The organism is Brevibacterium antiquum (genome assembly GCF_016107655.1).
Lineage (GTDB): Bacteria > Actinomycetota > Actinomycetes > Actinomycetales > Brevibacteriaceae > Brevibacterium > Brevibacterium antiquum.
The window spans coordinates 123,847-140,515 of record NZ_JABASX010000011.1 but is presented as its reverse complement, the minus strand read 5'-3'; the positions used below and the strand labels follow the sequence as shown (position 1 = coordinate 140,515).

The 16,669-nt window shown below is 63.2% G+C and carries 15 protein-coding genes; 14 read left to right on the top strand and 1 reads right to left on the bottom strand.

From position 1 onward, the window contains the following. Window positions 1–46: 46 nt before the first annotated feature. From JFC13_RS17200 to dapF, 12 genes are all read left to right on the top strand, one after another. A complete protein-coding gene (locus JFC13_RS17200; RefSeq protein WP_198398275.1) occupies window positions 47–592 on the top strand; it encodes an ArsR/SmtB family transcription factor in 546 nt (181 codons plus the stop codon). Between the two features lie 442 nt (window positions 593–1,034). Then, the gene (locus tag JFC13_RS17195; RefSeq protein WP_198398274.1) at window positions 1,035–3,803 is read left to right on the top strand and encodes a DNA translocase FtsK; all 2,769 of its coding nucleotides are present in this window, start codon (window positions 1,035–1,037) and stop codon (window positions 3,801–3,803) included. Window positions 3,804–3,910: 107 nt separating this feature from the next. Next, window positions 3,911–4,585 (top strand): CDP-diacylglycerol--glycerol-3-phosphate 3-phosphatidyltransferase, encoded by a 675-nt coding sequence (gene pgsA, locus JFC13_RS17190; protein WP_198398273.1) that lies wholly within the window; start codon window positions 3,911–3,913, stop codon window positions 4,583–4,585. A 4-nt stretch (window positions 4,586–4,589) separates the two neighbouring features. Beyond that, a complete protein-coding gene (locus tag JFC13_RS17185) occupies window positions 4,590–5,114 on the top strand; it encodes a CinA family protein (protein ID WP_332839454.1) in 525 nt (174 codons plus the stop codon). Window positions 5,115–5,310: 196 nt separating this feature from the next. Continuing rightward, window positions 5,311–5,640: a helix-turn-helix domain-containing protein gene (locus JFC13_RS17180; RefSeq protein ID WP_143922548.1), complete on the top strand. Its 330-nt coding sequence runs from the start codon at window positions 5,311–5,313 to the stop codon at window positions 5,638–5,640. Beyond that, window positions 5,640–5,867 carry a DUF3046 domain-containing protein gene (locus tag JFC13_RS17175; protein WP_101619758.1) on the top strand — a complete coding sequence of 76 codons (228 nt, stop codon included), beginning with the start codon at window positions 5,640–5,642 and terminating at the stop codon, window positions 5,865–5,867. Before JFC13_RS17180 ends, JFC13_RS17175 begins: the two co-directional genes overlap by 1 nt. 312 nt (window positions 5,868–6,179) lie before the next feature. Then, window positions 6,180–7,298 (top strand): recombinase RecA, encoded by a 1,119-nt coding sequence (gene recA, locus JFC13_RS17170; RefSeq protein ID WP_198398272.1) that lies wholly within the window; start codon window positions 6,180–6,182, stop codon window positions 7,296–7,298. Beyond that, complete coding sequence (locus JFC13_RS17165; RefSeq protein ID WP_198398271.1) at window positions 7,279–8,025, top strand: regulatory protein RecX; 747 nt, start codon at window positions 7,279–7,281, stop codon at window positions 8,023–8,025. Before recA ends, JFC13_RS17165 begins: the two co-directional genes overlap by 20 nt. A gap of 39 nt (window positions 8,026–8,064) precedes the next feature. After that, complete coding sequence (miaB, locus tag JFC13_RS17160; protein ID WP_198398270.1) at window positions 8,065–9,561, top strand: tRNA (N6-isopentenyl adenosine(37)-C2)-methylthiotransferase MiaB; 1,497 nt, start codon at window positions 8,065–8,067, stop codon at window positions 9,559–9,561. A gap of 1 nt (window position 9,562) precedes the next feature. After that, a complete protein-coding gene (locus tag JFC13_RS17155) occupies window positions 9,563–10,216 on the top strand; it encodes a hypothetical protein (protein WP_198398269.1) in 654 nt (217 codons plus the stop codon). A 12-nt stretch (window positions 10,217–10,228) separates the two neighbouring features. Continuing rightward, on the top strand, window positions 10,229–11,185 hold the full coding sequence (gene miaA, locus JFC13_RS17150; protein WP_198398268.1) for a tRNA (adenosine(37)-N6)-dimethylallyltransferase MiaA: 957 nt from the start codon (window positions 10,229–10,231) through the stop codon (window positions 11,183–11,185). A gap of 106 nt (window positions 11,186–11,291) precedes the next feature. Then, window positions 11,292–12,287, top strand: a complete 996-nt coding sequence (gene dapF / locus JFC13_RS17145) for a diaminopimelate epimerase (RefSeq protein ID WP_198398267.1) — start codon at window positions 11,292–11,294, stop codon at window positions 12,285–12,287. 116 nt (window positions 12,288–12,403) lie between these two features. Here the strand turns inward: dapF and JFC13_RS17140 are convergent, their stop codons facing one another. After that, on the bottom strand, window positions 12,404–13,018 hold the full coding sequence (locus JFC13_RS17140; RefSeq protein ID WP_198398266.1) for a class I SAM-dependent methyltransferase: 615 nt from the start codon (window positions 13,016–13,018) through the stop codon (window positions 12,404–12,406). A 110-nt stretch (window positions 13,019–13,128) separates the two neighbouring features. Between JFC13_RS17140 and hflX the strand changes: the two genes are divergently transcribed. Together hflX and JFC13_RS17130 are read left to right on the top strand one after the other, a co-directional pair. Then, window positions 13,129–14,604 (top strand): GTPase HflX, encoded by a 1,476-nt coding sequence (hflX, locus tag JFC13_RS17135; RefSeq protein WP_198398265.1) that lies wholly within the window; start codon window positions 13,129–13,131, stop codon window positions 14,602–14,604. Continuing rightward, a complete protein-coding gene (locus JFC13_RS17130; protein WP_198398264.1) occupies window positions 14,601–16,568 on the top strand; it encodes an ATP-dependent DNA helicase in 1,968 nt (655 codons plus the stop codon). Before hflX ends, JFC13_RS17130 begins: the two co-directional genes overlap by 4 nt. The last annotated feature ends 101 nt before the right edge of the window (window positions 16,569–16,669 follow it).

Genomic DNA, 16,669 nt, shown 5'->3' with positions numbered 1-16,669 from the left:
CGAGGTGACCAATTGACTTCTCCCGATCGCTCGTTAGCGTTGAGGTATGAATGCTGAGCGCGCCGAAAATACAGCGCGGGCCGTCGCGCGAGCCGTCGAACGCCGTGATGCCACCGATGTTGAGGCGAAGGCCTTGGCCTCAAGTCTGCGCATTCGCATCCTGCGGCTGTGCCTCGACGAGGCGCTGAGCAATCGCGAGATCGCCGAGGCGACCGACCTCAACCCCGCGACATCGCTTCACCATGTGCGGATGCTCGCCGACACGGGTTTCCTCGAAGCGCAGGAGTCGAGGCGGGGTCGCCGAGGTGCGCGGGAGATCCCCTACCTAGCGACAGGCAAGAGCTGGTACATCGATGTCGGCGACGTAACGAATCCGATGATCGAGGCCTTCACCGCCGAATTCACTGCGGCTCCCTACGAGGAGCGGACGATGGGGCGGATGGCGGCGATGCTCACTGCCGATGAGGTTGAGGAGTTCCGCGGCCGCATCGATGCTCTCTTCGAAGAGTTCCGCTCCCGCCGCAAGAAGCCGGACGCCAAACAGTGGGGACTGTTCATTGCCATGCACCCGAGCAGCCACGCACCCGAGTAGCCACGAGCGATAGCCATCAAGACGCGCGCTGCGCGGCGATCTGCGACGTTTCCGAGGGGCCAGAGCGGGACGACCTCGAGGCCTATGCGGCGATGGTCGCGGAGCTCGGAGCCACCTCGGCGTTGGATGCGGGATGCGGAAAGTCTGAACCAGGTGCGTTAGGTGGTCATTCCGGGCTGAAAATCCTCGGGCGGATCAGCCCAGAACGACCATCTAGCGCGGCTGCACAAACAGGCTGACGGCGCGCCGAACCCTGCGGATTTACTGGGCAGGAGCGCATAATCGCCCTAAGATGAGAAGCATGGCGACCAGAACGACTTCCCCCGCTTCTGGTAAAGGAAAAGGCACAGCGCGCAAAACTGCTGGTCGGACCGGGCAAGCGGGGAACAAGGAAGACCCCGGGACAAACGTTGTCACCGGTGCGTGGAGGGGAGTGGCCCACATGGCCGGAAACCGTGCGCGAAAGATCCTCAGTGACGAGCCGAGCGATCAGTCACCGACCAAGAGAGACGGCACTGCCTTCTTCCTCATCGGTCTCTCGATCATCATCGCTGCCTTCGAATGGTGGAACATCCCCGGCGCCATCAGTGACGTCGTCCGCAACGTCGTCGAAGGCACCTTCGGCAGAGTGGCACTCGCGCTGCCGGTGATCTTCACCTGCTACGCGATTCGACTGTTCCTGCGCGGAGACGATAACCGGGGCAATAACCGGATTCTCATCGGTATCATCCTCCTGCTGCTCTCCGCATCCGCGCTGGCCCACATCTCCGCAGGCAACCCCACCTTCGCGAACTCTCGTGAGGCCATGGCCAACGGGGGAGGGGCGCTGGGCTTCGTCATCTCCTCGCCTCTGGTCGTCGCCACCACCAACTATGTGGCTGTCCCGCTGCTCATTCTGCTCGGTCTCTTCTCCCTGCTGGTTATCACCGCAACACCCGTGCGTTCGATCCCCAAGCGTCTGATGGATCTCTACCTGCGTCTGACCGGGGGAGCGCGCCCCAGTTCAGAGAGGCAGAACGGGCAGGAGTCGACCGACCTTGTCGCCGACAATGCGAGGACCTCCACGCTCAAACCCGTCAGGGGTACCAAGCGCCGGTCCAAGAAGTCTGAGACCGGTGTCGGCAGTGCCGACGATGACACGACGACCAAGGCCTACGACAAGGCCTACATCCATGAAAACGACGTCAGCGATGAAGAAGCCGACACCACCGTCATCGAACGGCCGAAGTTCAAGCCGGGTGAGCGTCGCCCGACGAAGGCCGAGCGGGAGACCGCCGCGCTGAAGAAGACCATCGGGATGGACGAGGACTCGACCACGGCGGCGAACAAGTCCGACTCGGGAGCCGCCTCGGCGCCGGTGCCTGTCACGAACGCTCCGGTGGCCCCACCCACTGAACAGCTGCCCGAACGGGTCGAGCAGCTCACTCTGGCCGGGGACGTCACCTACACGCTTCCGAGCTCGGACAACCTCACGCCCGGCCCGCCCGCGAAGGAGCGCTCCGAAGCCAACGACCGTGTCGTCGAGGCACTGCGCGACGTGCTCGAGCAGTTCAAGATCGACGCACAGGTCACCGGCTTCTCACGTGGCCCCACGGTCACCCGGTACGAGGTGGAGCTGGGATCGGGTACCAAGGTCGAGAAGGTCACAGCGCTGTCGAAGAACATCGCCTACGCGGTGGCAAGTGCCGATGTCCGCATCCTCTCGCCGATTCCCGGCAAGAAGGCGATCGGCATCGAAATTCCGAACTCGGACCGTGAGAACGTCTCCCTCGGAGATGTGCTGCGGTCGAAGGCCGCCCGCAAGACCGAGAACTCCCTGGTCATCGGCGTGGGCAAGGACGTCGAAGGCGGATTCGTCGTCGCCGACCTGGCGAAGATGCCCCACCTGCTGGTTGCCGGTGCGACCGGTGCCGGTAAGTCGAGCTTCGTGAACTCCATGATCACCTCGATCATGATGCGCGCGACCCCCGACGAGGTGCGCATGATCCTCGTCGACCCCAAGCGCGTGGAGCTCACGATCTACGAAGGCATCCCGCACCTCATCACCCCGATCATCACGAACCCCAAGAAGGCCGCCGAGGCGCTCGAATGGGTTGTGCGCGAAATGGACGCTCGCTACGACGACCTCGCGAACTTCGGATTCAAACACATCAACGAGTTCAACAAGGCCGTCCGGGAGGGCCGCGTCCAGGTTCCTGCAGGATCGGAACGGGTGCTCCAGCCCTACCCCTACCTGCTGGTCGTCGTCGACGAGCTCGCCGACCTGATGATGGTCGCCCCACGCGATGTTGAAGCCTCGATCCAGCGCATCACCCAGCTGGCCCGTGCGGCCGGTATCCACCTGGTCTTGGCCACACAACGACCCAGCGTCGACGTCGTCACCGGCCTCATCAAGGCCAACGTGCCCTCACGTCTGGCGTTCGCCACTTCATCCCTGGCTGACTCCCGAGTCGTGCTCGACCAGCCGGGAGCGGAGAAGCTCATCGGACAGGGTGACGCACTGTTCCTGCCCATGGGTGCTGCCAAGCCGATGCGTGTCCAGGGTGCCTGGGTCAACGAGTCCGAGATCGAGAAGGTCGTCGAACACGTCAAGGGCGAACTCAAGCCGAACTACCGTGAAGACGTCGCCGTCGAGAAGCCGACCAAGCAGATCGACGAGGAGATCGGCGACGATCTCGAACTCCTGCTCCAGGCGGCCGAACAGGTGGTCACCACGCAGTTCGGCTCGACCTCGATGCTGCAGCGCAAGCTGCGTGTCGGCTTCGCGAAGGCCGGACGTCTCATGGACCTCATGGAATCACGAGGCATCGTCGGACCCTCCGAGGGGTCGAAGGCCCGCGACGTGCTGGTCCGGCCCGAGGACCTGCCGGGCACACTGGCGATCATCAAGGGTGAGACCCCTCCGGATGAGGAACCGAACTCGGCATCAGCCGGCGGCGGCTCGGATGATGACGGCTCCGGCTACGGCGCGAGCCGAGCGCCTGGTGCAGGCGGGCAGTCGGCGGCGGCAGACTACGACGAGGAGTTCGAGGACTTCGGAGGCACGGGGGCAGGCACCTCGGCGAGGTCATCAGGTTCTGGTGCCAACGATCGTTACGCGACGGGAGTCGGGCATGCCGACGACCTGCATGTCGGCGACGTCGACCCCGAGACAGGGCTGGAAGTCGTCGAGACCAGCGGTGAGGACGCTTGGTCGCTCACGGGCCGCTGACTCCAGCGACACAGCAGAACTGAGAATCTGAATACGGCGTGGAGCCGGCTACTGAAATGAGTGGCCGGCTCCACGCCATTCACATGTCACTCCGATAGGCTTGCTACGTGAATGATCGATCAGAGCACGGTGCCCCCGGACACGCACCGGCCGAGCCCAGCCCGTGGAATGTTCCCAACGCCCTGACCGTATTGCGGATCCTGCTGGTCCCAGTCTTCCTCGTCCTCCTCCTGGCCGACGGGGGCCAGGACATGACCATGCGGTGGTGGGCGCTGGTCGTCTTCCTGCTGGCGATGGCCACGGACAAGATCGACGGAGATCTCGCACGCAAGTACAACCTCATCACGAACTTCGGCAAGATCGCTGATCCGATCGCCGACAAATCTCTGATGGCTGCGGCGCTCATCGGCCTGGCCGCGATTGCTGAGATCCCTTGGTGGGTTCCCATCATCATCCTCGTCCGGGAGCTCGGCATCACCGTGCTGCGGTTCTTCATGATCCGCATCGCCGTCATGCCCGCATCCAGAGGCGGCAAGATCAAGACCGTGCTGCAGACCGTCGCCATCGGGCTGTTCCTCCTCCTTCGCCCCGTGGCGCAGATCGTCCCGGAAGGCGTGACATTCGCACTGCTGATCGTGGCTTGGCTGATCATGGTCGCCGCCATCGTCGTCACAGTCGTGACGGGAATCGACTACTGCCTCCAGGCCGCGAAACTTGCCAAGGAATCGCGCGGGGGAAGCGGGACTGCCGAGACCGGAGCCTCTGACTCGAATCCGAAGTGAGCCTGTGAACGAGACCGAACTCTTCTCCCGAAGTCAGCACCTCATCACCACCTGTGCACAGGTGGGACTCTCGGTCGCTGGAGCGGAATCACTGACCGGTGGTCGCTTCGTCGCCACGCTCGTCGATGTTCCCGGAGCCTCCGCCGTGGTGCGCGGCGGACTCATCACCTATGCCACCGACCTCAAGTCGCGGCTTGCCGGAGTCGAGGCCGACCAGCTCGAAGAGACAGGACCCGTCGACGAAGTCGTCGCGGCTCAGATGGCTGCCGGTGCGGCCAGGGAATGTGTCTCCGACATCGGGGTGGCCTGCACCGGAGTCGCCGGACCCGAACCGCAGGACGACAAACCGGTCGGTCTCGTCTACACGGCCATCGCCTTCGCCGGAAAGGCACAGGTCAGCGAGCATCATTTCGCCGGAGATCGAGACGCTGTGCGCGCACAGACGGTCGCGGCCATGGTGGCAGACCTCGACGACTTCGTCACCCGGCTGGCGTTCGGTCCTGACTCGAACGGCCCCGAAGAACCATGACGGTACCGCTGTGGAATAAGTTCAGCCTCCGCGAAGTTGACCAGGTAATGGCAATTGGACGAATATGCACCGGTACCTTCGAATGGACTGGCAAAACCATCAGGTCACGCACCCAGGTTGGCGCTCGGCATCGACCGGGCTGTAAAGTTGACTACGCCATCACGACTGTTCACAGAGACAAAGGGAGGGACGCGCAATGCTACTGAGAGTTGAAATCGGTGACGCACTGCGCTCCGTACGCCGGCGCCAGGGGCGGACCCTGCGCGATGTCTCCACGGGAGCCAGCGTATCGCTGGGCTACCTCAGTGAGATCGAACGCGGACAGAAGGAAGCCTCCTCGGAGCTTCTCTCCGCGATCTGTGAAGCACTCGATCTGCCGTTGTCGGCTCTGCTGTCATCGGTCTCCGATCGTTTCGCGCTCGAAGAGGGTGTCGAAATTCCCGACACCATTCCACAGGAACTCTCCGACAAGATCCTCGGTCGCCCAGGTGGATACCCGGTGCCGCGACTGGCAGCCAAGCCCTAATGCGTCACACTCTCTACTGGGTCCTCATGAACGAGGAGTTCGGAGAGGCTCGTGCTGCATCGCTGCACACGGACCTCGCACTGAGCAGCCTGGGTTCCCGGACCGCCGAAGAGGCATTCCGAGCAGGTATCGAACCCCGCGACATCTGGATCGCTGTCTGTGATGCCTCGGGCGTGCCCGAATCACACCGCCTGGGCAAAGAGAAACCGCGTTCACGTCCTTTCTGAGGTTGTCCCTCCGTGGGCTGTCGTTCCCAGGACTGTTCCTCAACATTCGAATCCTGCCTCTTCGCAGTGCGATCTCGCGGGTGACTGGGCCGGGTGACAGGGCAGAGAGCGGAGCGACGCCAGGTGCGAAATAATGCGACACGCGCCGACATATAGAACACTTGTTCCCATGTCGGTTATGCTGGTAATGAATCACGGGACCTGTGACCATGAGTGGCTGATTATCCACGGGGGAATTCGTTCCTCTGTTGTTATGTCAGTGCCACCTTCTAGCCTTGGTCTCAACGGAAAACGAAACTTTTAGGAGAGACCATGGCTCGTACACCGAAGAACCTGCAGATCCCGACCGGCGGAGATAAGTCGAAGGCACTGGACGCCGCGCTGGGACAGATCGACCGCAACTACGGCAAGGGCGCAATCATGCGTCTGGGCGAAGGCGTTCGCGAACCGATCGCCTGCATCCCCACCGGTTCCATCGCACTCGACATCGCTCTGGGCATCGGAGGCCTGCCCCGTGGCCGTGTCGTCGAGATCTACGGCCCGGAATCCTCGGGTAAGACCACAGTGGCTCTGCACGCTGTCGCCAATGCTCAGAAGACCGGCGGAATCGCGGCCTTCATCGATGCTGAGCACGCACTCGACCCGGAATACGCGAAGAAGCTCGGCGTCGACACCGACCAGCTGCTCGTGTCTCAGCCGGACACCGGTGAGCAGGCACTCGAAATCGCGGACATGCTCATCCGCTCCGGAGCCCTCGACGTCATCGTCATCGACTCCGTCGCGGCCCTCGTGCCGAAGGCCGAGATCGAAGGCGAGATGGGCGACAGCCACGTGGGTCTCCAGGCACGGTTGATGTCACAGGCCCTGCGCAAGATCGCAGGTGCACTGTCCCAGTCGAAGACCACCGCGATCTTCATCAACCAGCTGCGTGAGAAGGTCGGTGTCTTCTTCGGCTCACCAGAGACCACTTCCGGTGGTAAAGCTCTGAAGTTCTACGCCTCCGTACGCATCGACGTACGACGCATCGAGACCTTGAAGGAAGGCCAGGATGCGGTCGGCAACAGAACCCGTGCCAAGATCGTCAAGAACAAGATCGCTCCGCCGTTCAAGCAGGCGGAGTTCGACATCATCTACGGCCAGGGCATCTCCCGCGAGGGCAGCCTCATCGATATGGGTGTCGAGAACGGCATCGTCCGAAAGTCCGGATCCTGGTTCACCTATGACGGCGATCAGCTCGGTCAGGGTAAGGAGAACGTTCGGAACTTCCTGCGCGACAACCCAGGTCTGGCTGAGGAGATCGAACTCAAGATCAAGCACAAGATGGGTCTGATCAAGGTCGACGAGCCCGAGGCCGAGGCCGGGGCAGAGACCGACCAGGGTGAAGACAGCACAGCAGAAAGCTCGAAATCGGATGACGTCGAAGTCTCCTGACCCAATCGATCGCGGCAGCGATCTCGCCGAGTCGAGACCCCCCAGGGGAGGCTCGGCGAGATCAGATGCGCCGACCGCGAAGCTGGACAAGCTGCGCGAGGCCATCACCGAGATCGACCAGCGGCATGCCGAGGGGGAGTCGGAGTACTTCGCTGAAGCCACCTCCGGCCCGGACCCTTCGCTGTCCCCGAGTCTCACGTCTCCCGCGGACGCTCCTTCATTCGCTGACGCGCTGTCGTTCGACGATGATGATGAGCCCGAGGACTTCGACGCCGCATACGCGAAGGCGAAGAAGACGGCCATGAACATGCTGGCCATGCGCGACCATGCCAGTGGCGAACTGCGCGACAAGCTGCTCAAACGTGACTTCCTGCCGGCGGCCGTTGATGAGCTCATTGCCAAACTGCAGAAGTCCCGGCTCCTTGATGACGAGGAATTCGCTCACCGCTACGTGCGCGCTCACCGGGAACGACGGAAGCTCTCCCGATCCGCTCTCAAACGAGAACTGAGCAAAAAGGGATTGCCCGCAGAGATCGTCTCCGGCGCCGTCGACGACGTGGACGGGGAAGACGACCTCGCCCGCCAAGTAGCCGAGAAGAAGGCCGCATCGACACGCGGACTCGACTACGAAGTCCGCGAACGTCGAATCCTGGGCATGCTCGCCCGACGCGGATTCGCCTCCTCAGTCTGTCTGAAAGTGACACGCGAAGTCCTCGGCGAAGACTGAACAACTCCGATGACAGACAACAGCTAGAATAGTTGCGCCATGACTGAACTGATTGATGCACCCACCTCCACCGAGAAATCACCTCGCAGCTACGAGGTGAAGACCTACGGCTGTCAGATGAATGTCCACGATTCCGAACGGCTCTCCGGACTTCTCGACGATGCGGGCTATGTTCCTGCAGACACCGATGACCAAGCCGACGTCATTGTCTTCAACACCTGCGCGGTGCGGGAGAACGCGGATAATCGCCTCTACGGAAACCTCGGTCAGCTCGCTCACGTCAAGGAACGCAACCCCGATTTCCAGATCGCAGTCGGCGGCTGCATGGCACAGAAGGACCGGGACACGATCGTCAAGAAGGCCCCTTGGGTCGACGTCGTCTTCGGCACCCACAACATGGGATCACTGCCGGCGCTGCTCGAACGAGCCCGACACAACCAGGAAGCCCAGGTCGAGATCCTCGAGAGCCTCGATGTCTTCCCTTCGACCCTGCCCAGTCGACGCGAGTCCCAGCATTCCGGGTGGGTGTCGATCTCGGTCGGATGCAACAATTCCTGCACGTTCTGCATCGTTCCCAGCCTGCGCGGCAAGGAGAAGGACCGCAGGCCCGGCGACATCTTGGCCGAGGTTGAAGCGCTCGTCGCCGACGGGGTCGTCGAAGTCACGCTTCTGGGCCAGAACGTGAACTCCTACGGCGCAGAATTCAGGGACAAAGGCGCATTCGCGAAACTGCTGCGCGCCGTGGGCAATGTGGAGGGCATCGAACGTGTGCGTTTCACCAGCCCACATCCTGCGTCCTTCTCCGACGATGTCATCGATGCCATGGCAGAGACACCGACCGTGATGCCGCAGCTCCACATGCCCCTGCAGTCCGGGTCCGACACGATCCTCAAATCGATGCGCCGGTCCTATCGCACCAGCAGATTCATGCGCATCCTGGATTCCGTGCGCGAGAAGATCCCGCACGCAGCGATCACCACCGACATCATCGTCGGATTCCCCGGAGAGACCGAAGAGGACTTCCTGGGAACCATGGACATCGTGCGCCGTGCGCGCTTCTCGCAGGCATTCACCTTCCAGTACTCCATCCGACCAGGCACTCCCGCCGCCACGATGGACGATCAGGTGCCCAAGCACATCGTGCAGGAACGCTTCGAACGACTGACGGCCCTCCAGGATGAGATCTCCTGGGAGGAGAACACGGCACAGATCGGTCGAGAGGTCGAAGTCCTCGTCACGACCAGACCTCATGATGACTCACCACGACTGACCGGCCGTTCTGCGGACAATCGACTCGTCCATGTCGGAATCCCGCAAGGAGCGTCCATGCCACGTCCCGGTGACTTCGTCACCGCTACCGTGACAGATGCCAAGCCCTTCTTCCTCTTGGCCGACTCGGGCTTCGGTGTGCGATCGTCCCGAGCAGGCGATGCCTATGACCGCGCCCAGGCGGACAGCTGCGGAGTCCCGGCGCCGGGCCAGACGAGCGGCGGATCCACCAACCTGGGCATGCCGACCCTCCGCATTCGCAGCTGAGATGCCCTCCTTTGCGATCATCCCGGCGGCCCCGATCCTCCTGGCCGGTGTGGACTTGGCGGAGACCGCCACAGCTGTAGCGCTGCGAACGTCGATCGAGTCCGCTCTGCTGACCAAGGCGTCGTGGGCACTGCCGGTAAGCAGCCTGCCACCGTTGGCCGGCCTCGGGGGACTGGGGATCGATTGTGGCATCGACACCCGCACGAATGAGCTGCTCGACGGCGAGGACTGGGTTCAGGCCGTGTCCGAACTCAGCCCTGCCAGCCGTGCAGACTGCGAATTCGCACATCCTGCCATCGCCGTGGCACTCCTTCACGCCCACGCTTCCGGAGTGCGAATCGGCCCGCTGGGCAGCAGTGACGATCTGCTGGTTCCCATCGACCTGTCCGTCGCAGCCTCGGACAACGCCCCGTTGGCCCCTGTACCCCAGGCGGCGGAGGCCGATGACAGGATCGTTCGCTCACTCCAAGCCGGTAATATCGGGGCGGTCTCTGCCGCGATCGCTGCGGCAGCCGACGTGCACGCGGATCTCGACCTCCTCGAAGCCGCCGCTGTGCACATGCGGGCTCATGGAGGTCGCGACTATTCGTTCACCACCGTCTTCGACGAACGCGTCCACGAGGTCCGTTCGCTGTGCGGGACCGGGACGTACTGAAATGAGCCGACGTTGAGCCCAGTCGACCAGCCGACCATCACGATTGCCGGAGCCACAGCCACCGGCAAATCAGATCTCGCGCTCAACCTGGCCGAACACCTCGACGGGGAGATCGTCAACACGGATTCCATGCAGTTCTATCGGGGTATGGACATCGGCACCGCCAAACTCCCAGTCGGGCAGCGTCGGGGGATTGCCCACCATCTCATCGACATCCTCGACGTTCGTGAAGAAGCGAATGTGCAGACGTTTCAACGACAGGCGCGTGAGGCCATCGCTGACATCCGAGCCAGGGAGAAACGTCCCATCCTTGTGGGTGGGTCAGGATTGTACGCGCGAGCAGCGACCGATCTGATGGAGTTTCCCGGCACCGACGCCGAGGTGCGGGCGCGGATCGAATCCGAGGTCGACGCCGATCGCTGGGGCAGGCACCGGCATCTGCAGGAGCTCGACCCAGCCGCGGCTGCGAAGATCACCCCCAACGACTCACGACGCATCGTGCGTGCCCTCGAAGTAATCGAGCTGACCGGACGGCCCTTCAGCGCTCAGCTGCCCGACTACCAGGAAATCGAACCGACCCTCCACCTGGGTCTGAGCGTCGAGCGCAGAACGCTGCACGAAAGAATTGCGACCCGGGTGGGCACCATGTGGGAGCAGGGATGGGTCGACGAGGTGCGCAATCTCCTCGATTGCGGTCTGACCGAAGGCAGGACCGCGTCCCGTGCCATCGGATACGCACAGATCCAGCAGTATCTGGCCGGCGAACTCGACAAAGACGCCACCCAAGAGCAGACGACGATCAGAACTCGGCAGTTCGCCCGCCGACAGGACACGTGGTTTCGCAGAGACCCGCGCATCGCCTGGATCGACGCGACTGCCGGTGACCATGAGGCCAATGCGGGCAAGGCCCTCGAAGTCCTTGCAGACACGACAGCGAACAAAGCAGACACGGCAGATCCCGAGAGGTGACGACAGTCCACGGGGGTTGAAGACAGTTGACACGGGTTGGAGATAGTCCACGAGAGCTGAATGCCGACTGTGTCACGTGCAGGTCTGTCACCGATAGGATGAGACCATGAGTTCCTCCCAGTCACCATTCGCCGACATCGCAGACACCGTCTTCATCAAGGGCCACGGCACACAGAACGACTTCGTCCTCTTGGCCGACGATGACAGCGATCTGGAGATGCATCCGGAGACGATCGCGCTCCTGGCCGATCGTCGGTCGGGCCTGGGCAGCGACGGGGTCATCCGCATCGTCCGTTCCGCAAGCAGCGGAATCCCCGGGGCCCTCGAACAGGCCGAGGCCGGAGCCGAATGGTTCATGGACTACTACAACCACGACGGCAGCCTCTCCGAGATGTGCGGCAACGGAGTGCGAGTCTTCGCCCACGTGCTCGTGACGACCGGACGAGTCGCGGCTGACGCCAGAGAGATCCTCGTCGGCACGCGTGATGGCATCAAGACTGTGCGCACTGTCCTCAACCCGGCACTGGGCACGCAGACCGGAGACTCAACCGCGACAGCGCCGGCAGGGCAGACGCCGCCGGGTTCCGCAGCCGACGCCTGGTACATGATCGACATGGGCCAGTGGTCTCTCGACGACAGCGATGACGTTCTGGTTTCGACCTCCGGCATCGAAGTGCCCCGCCCCGGCATGCGAGTCGAGACCGGCAACCCTCACACCGTGGTCGCACTGGCGGAGTCGGCTGAGCTCGAAAGCGCTGAGCTGCGGGACGCACCGGTCCTCGACCCGGTACCGCCACAGGGGTCGAACATCGAATACATCGTGATGGAACCCGCGCGCAGCGATGTGGCCGGGGGAGAGGGCGCCCTGCGCATGAGGGTGTTCGAACGCGGAGTCGGCGAGACCCGATCCTGCGGTACGGGAGCCTGTGCTGCCGCCATCGCCGCACACCACTGGGCAGGTCCAGCATCGCCTCTGCAATGGCGGGTAGATGTTCCCGGAGGCCAGCTGCGCATCGGCATCACCCCGAACGAGGATGGTACACGCGGCAGCGTCACCCTCTCCGGACCGGCAGTCCTGGTCGCCAGCGGCACAATCAGCTGACACACGCCAGCCGCTGAGCAACGCCAGCCGCTGAGCAACGCCTGCCGTTGAGCAACGCCTGCCGTTGAGCAACTCCAGCCGTCGATGAACTCCAGCCGGTCACACGGATGGGGCCATCAGTCGCGGTCGATGGTGAGGACCCGGTAACCCTTCGAAGATCCCGTGCGAACGACGCTGAATCCACTTCCCAGAGTCTCGATGAGCCACTTCTGGAGCGAGTCCGCACCAAGATTCTTGGACACGACGAGATCGGCACGCCCACCGGGAGCCAGCCGCGGCAGCCAGGTGGTCAGCAGCTCATGCAGTGCCTCCTTGCCAACCCTGATCGGCGGATTCGAACGGATCGCACTGAACTGCAGGTCGGGTGGGATCTCTTCGGCGGTGACGGGACGGATCGATGTCAGCCCGAGACGCTTCGCGTTCTTGGCAGTTGCATCAAGGGATCGGGAGTTGACGTCAAGTGCCCACACCCGGACGTCCACCTCGGCGTCCTTGGCACTCAGCGCTGCGTCCAAGGAAATGGGGCCCCAGCCGCACCCCAGATCAAGGATGTCGCCCGGTTCTGGCACCGGCAGATGTCGCAGCAGAACCGCGGTTCCCAGGTCCAAACGGGTGGGGGAGAAGGTCCCCGAAACGGTCTCGACCGTGACTTCACGGCCTGCGAGGTCAAGTGTGAGCTCGCGTGTTTTGGCCTCGCTGCTGGGCGATTCGGTGAAATAGTGCTCTGACACCGTTACAGTCTAGACGGCTGTGGGAGAATTGATGGACACCTCTCTGATCTGAGAGGAAACTCTCCGCACGACATCATTGCCGGCGAGAGTGGAAACGAACAAAGGAATGAATGACGTCCACTGACAAAGAACGTCGGGACGCGATGCTCGACCGCGTTCTCGCACGAGGTGCCCAGGCTCTGGACACCAACGAATCACACGTCGACGATGCCTCGCAGTACGATCTGGCTGAGAGGGCGGCCCTCAAACGAGTCGCCGGCCTGTCCACCGAACTCGAAGACATCACAGAGGTCGAATACCGCCAGGTCCGCCTGGAGAAGGTCGTCCTCGCAGGACTCTGGAACACGACACAGGCCGATGCCGAGAACTCGATTCGGGAGCTCGCCGCCCTCGCAGAGACCGCAGGATCAGAGGTCCTCGACGCGATCATCCAGCGACGTGAGACACCGGACCCCGGCACCTACCTCGGCAAGGGCAAGGCGGCCGAGCTGGCCGAGATCGTTGCCTCCGTGGGTGCTGACACCGTGATCATCGACTCCGAGCTCGCGCCCAGTCAACGACGCGGACTCGAAGACGTCATCAAGGTCAAGGTCGTCGATCGTGTTGCTCTCATCCTCGACATCTTCGCTCAGCACGCGAAGTCCCGAGAGGGCAAGGCCCAGGTCGAACTGGCTCAGCTCGAATACCTCCTGCCGCGTCTGCGCGGTTGGGGCGAGTCACTGTCCCGACAGGCGGGTGGCCGAGTTGCCGGCGGTGCCGGAATCGGTTCGCGCGGTCCCGGTGAGACGAAGATCGAACTCGACCGTCGTCGGATCAGGGCCAGAATGTCGAAGCTGCGCCGGCAGATCACCGCGATGGCACCGTCGAGGGACACGAAGCGGAAGAACCGCGCCCGCAATCACATCCCCTCGGTGGCAATCGTCGGCTACACCAACGCCGGCAAGTCCTCGCTGCTCAACCAGCTCACCGACGCCGAGGTGATGGTCCAGAACGCGCTCTTCGCGACCCTGGATCCGACCGTCAGACAATCCCGCACCGCTGAGGGCATCACCTTCACCTACACAGACACCGTCGGTTTCGTCCGGAACCTTCCGCACCAATTGGTCGAAGCGTTCCGGTCGACATTGGAGGAGGCCTCGGACTCGGATCTGCTTCTGCACATCGTTGATGCCTCGCACCCCGATCCGCACGGACAGATCCACGCCGTCCGGGAAGTGCTCAACGACGTCGACACGGGAGACATCCCCGAACTCCTCGTCTTCAACAAGGCCGACATCGCCGATGAAGCAGTGGTGACAGGACTCCACGCCGAGTACCCGGAAGCGCAATTCGTCTCCGCCGTGACCACGGAAGGAGTCGCCGAGCTCGTCGAAACGATCGAGGCGATGCTGCCCTCGCCGAACATCGACGTCACAGTGCTCCTTCCCTATGAACGAGGCGACCTCGTGTCGAAGATCTATGCCCTGGGCACGGTCGAGCACGAAGAGCACGGTGCCGAGGGAACCGCCATGCAGGCGAAGGTTCCGGCAGACCTGGCCGCGGAACTCGCCGACTTCCGACGTCCGGACCTGGTCATCGGCGAGTGAGCACCGTCGAAGATCTGCTCGAGTCCGCCGTAGGGGCCATCGGCGGCTCGACCAGGAAAGGTCAGACAGAGATGGCCGAGGCGGTCGCCTCATCGGTGGACAAGGGCATCCACCTCTTGGTCCAGGCCGGAACGGGCACAGGCAAATCTTTGGCGTACCTGGTCCCCGCGGCCGAGTACTCCAGTCGGACGGGTAAGCGCGTCATCGTGTCGACGGCCACCCTGGCCCTGCAGACACAGATCATCCACAGGGATCTGCCACGACTGTTCAAGGCAGTCAAGAAGACCCTCGACCCGCTGCCGAGGGCCGCCCTGCTCAAAGGCCGACGCAACTATGTCTGCAAACACAAACTCTCCGGCGGCTATCCCGATGAGGGCGAGGGAATGCTCTTCGACCTCGGTGCCGATGCGGAGGCCGGACGGAAGCCGACAGACAGGTCCGGCCTGGGCGAGGAGATCCAGCGGATTCGGACGTGGGAGAAGACCACGGACACCGGAGATCGCGATGATCTGCTCCCGGGAGTCAGCGACAGGGCGTGGTCAGAGGTCTCTGTCAACGCCTTCGACTGCCTCGGGTCGAACTGCCCGCTGTACACCGAATGCTTCGCAGAGCTGGCCCGCAACAACGCGGCCGAGGCCGACATCGTCGTGACCAACCATGCGCTGCTGGCCATCGACGCCTTCGGCGAGAACACCGTGCTGCCCGAGCACGACGTCATCATCATCGACGAGGCTCACGAGCTCAAGGACAGGGTCACGAACGCCCTGTCCGGTCAGATCAACACCAGCATGCTCGCGGCCGCCACAAGCTCCGTGCGCAAGCACACGATCGTTCAGGACGGCGTCGTCGCGCTGCTCGATTCAGCGGCTGCGGCACTCGAACGAGCTCAAAGCGGTGTCGGCGAAGGTCTGATCATGAACATGAGCGAGGCACTGTCCCTTGCGCTGGCGCAGATTCGTGACTCCACTCGCCAGATCATCAACGACATCGGCGGCAAGACAGAAGACTCCGACGCCGGCCGCCAGATGGCCAAGGCCCGCTGCCAGGAGATCTTCGAACTCGCCGAGCGCTTCTGCTCCCCGGGCAAGAACGACGTCGTGTGGCTGTCTCGAAGCACCTTCCGCGAGCGCGAGACCACAAACCTCGTAGTCGCGCCGTTGAGTGTTGCCGGCACCATGCGGTCAGGGATCTTCGAAGAGTCAACGGTGGTGGCCACCTCGGCGACTCTGTCACTGGGTGGCAACTTCGACGCGGTCGCAGCGTCGCTGGGGCTGTTCGGTCCCGACGCACCCAAATGGGACAGCCTCGACGTCGGATCACCGTTCGACTACGGCAAGCAGAGCATCCTCTACGTCGCAGCGCACCTGCCGCGCCCGGGTCGCAGCGGCCTGAGCGAACAGGCACTGGATGAGCTTGAGGCACTGGTCACCGCTTCGAAGGGCGGTGCGCTGGGACTGTTCTCCTCGCGAGCGGCTGCGAATGCCGCAGCCGAACACCTGAGGACGAAATTGGACCTTCCGATCCTTCTCCAGGGCGATGACGGACTGCCGTCTCTCGTCTCTCAGTTCACTGCAGACGACCAGGCCTGCCTGTTCGGCACCATGTCATTGTGGCAGGGAGTGGACGTACCGGGCCGGACCAATCGCCTCGTCATCATCGACAGGCTTCCGTTCCCCCGGCCCGATGACCCACTGATGCAGGCAAGGTCGAGAGACGCCGACGATCGGGGCGTCAACGGCTTCATGGCCGTCAGCGCCACTCATGCCGCACTGCGCCTGGCCCAGGGTGCGGGCCGTCTCATCCGGTCGACCTCGGACAGGGGAGTGGTCGCGGTCCTCGACTCGCGCCTGCGCTCGGCTCGGTACGGCGGCTATCTGGTGAACTCGATGCCGACGATGTGGCCGACGACGGATTCGGCACTCGTGAAGAGCAGCCTGGGACGTCTGGCAGCAACGGAGAAATGACCGGAGTCTGACACGCGCTGAGCCCCGTCCGACAGCACTCGGCCCCGTCCGATAGCACTCCGCCTCATCGAACAGCACTGTGCCCCGTCCGAGATCGGACG

Coding starts and splice junctions, on each gene's coding strand:
- miaB (WP_198398270.1), top strand. CDS start 8,065: ATGACTGAACTGATTGATGCACCCACCTCCACCGAGAAATCACCTCGC.
- JFC13_RS17175 (WP_101619758.1), top strand. CDS start 5,640: ATGCGTCACACTCTCTACTGGGTCCTCATGAACGAGGAGTTCGGAGAG.
- dapF (WP_198398267.1), top strand. CDS start 11,292: ATGAGTTCCTCCCAGTCACCATTCGCCGACATCGCAGACACCGTCTTC.
- JFC13_RS17155 (WP_198398269.1), top strand. CDS start 9,563: ATGCCCTCCTTTGCGATCATCCCGGCGGCCCCGATCCTCCTGGCCGGT.
- JFC13_RS17200 (WP_198398275.1), top strand. CDS start 47: ATGAATGCTGAGCGCGCCGAAAATACAGCGCGGGCCGTCGCGCGAGCC.
- recA (WP_198398272.1), top strand. CDS start 6,180: ATGGCTCGTACACCGAAGAACCTGCAGATCCCGACCGGCGGAGATAAG.
- JFC13_RS17165 (WP_198398271.1), top strand. CDS start 7,279: ATGACGTCGAAGTCTCCTGACCCAATCGATCGCGGCAGCGATCTCGCC.
- JFC13_RS17195 (WP_198398274.1), top strand. CDS start 1,035: ATGGCCGGAAACCGTGCGCGAAAGATCCTCAGTGACGAGCCGAGCGAT.
- JFC13_RS17180 (WP_143922548.1), top strand. CDS start 5,311: ATGCTACTGAGAGTTGAAATCGGTGACGCACTGCGCTCCGTACGCCGG.
- hflX (WP_198398265.1), top strand. CDS start 13,129: ATGACGTCCACTGACAAAGAACGTCGGGACGCGATGCTCGACCGCGTT.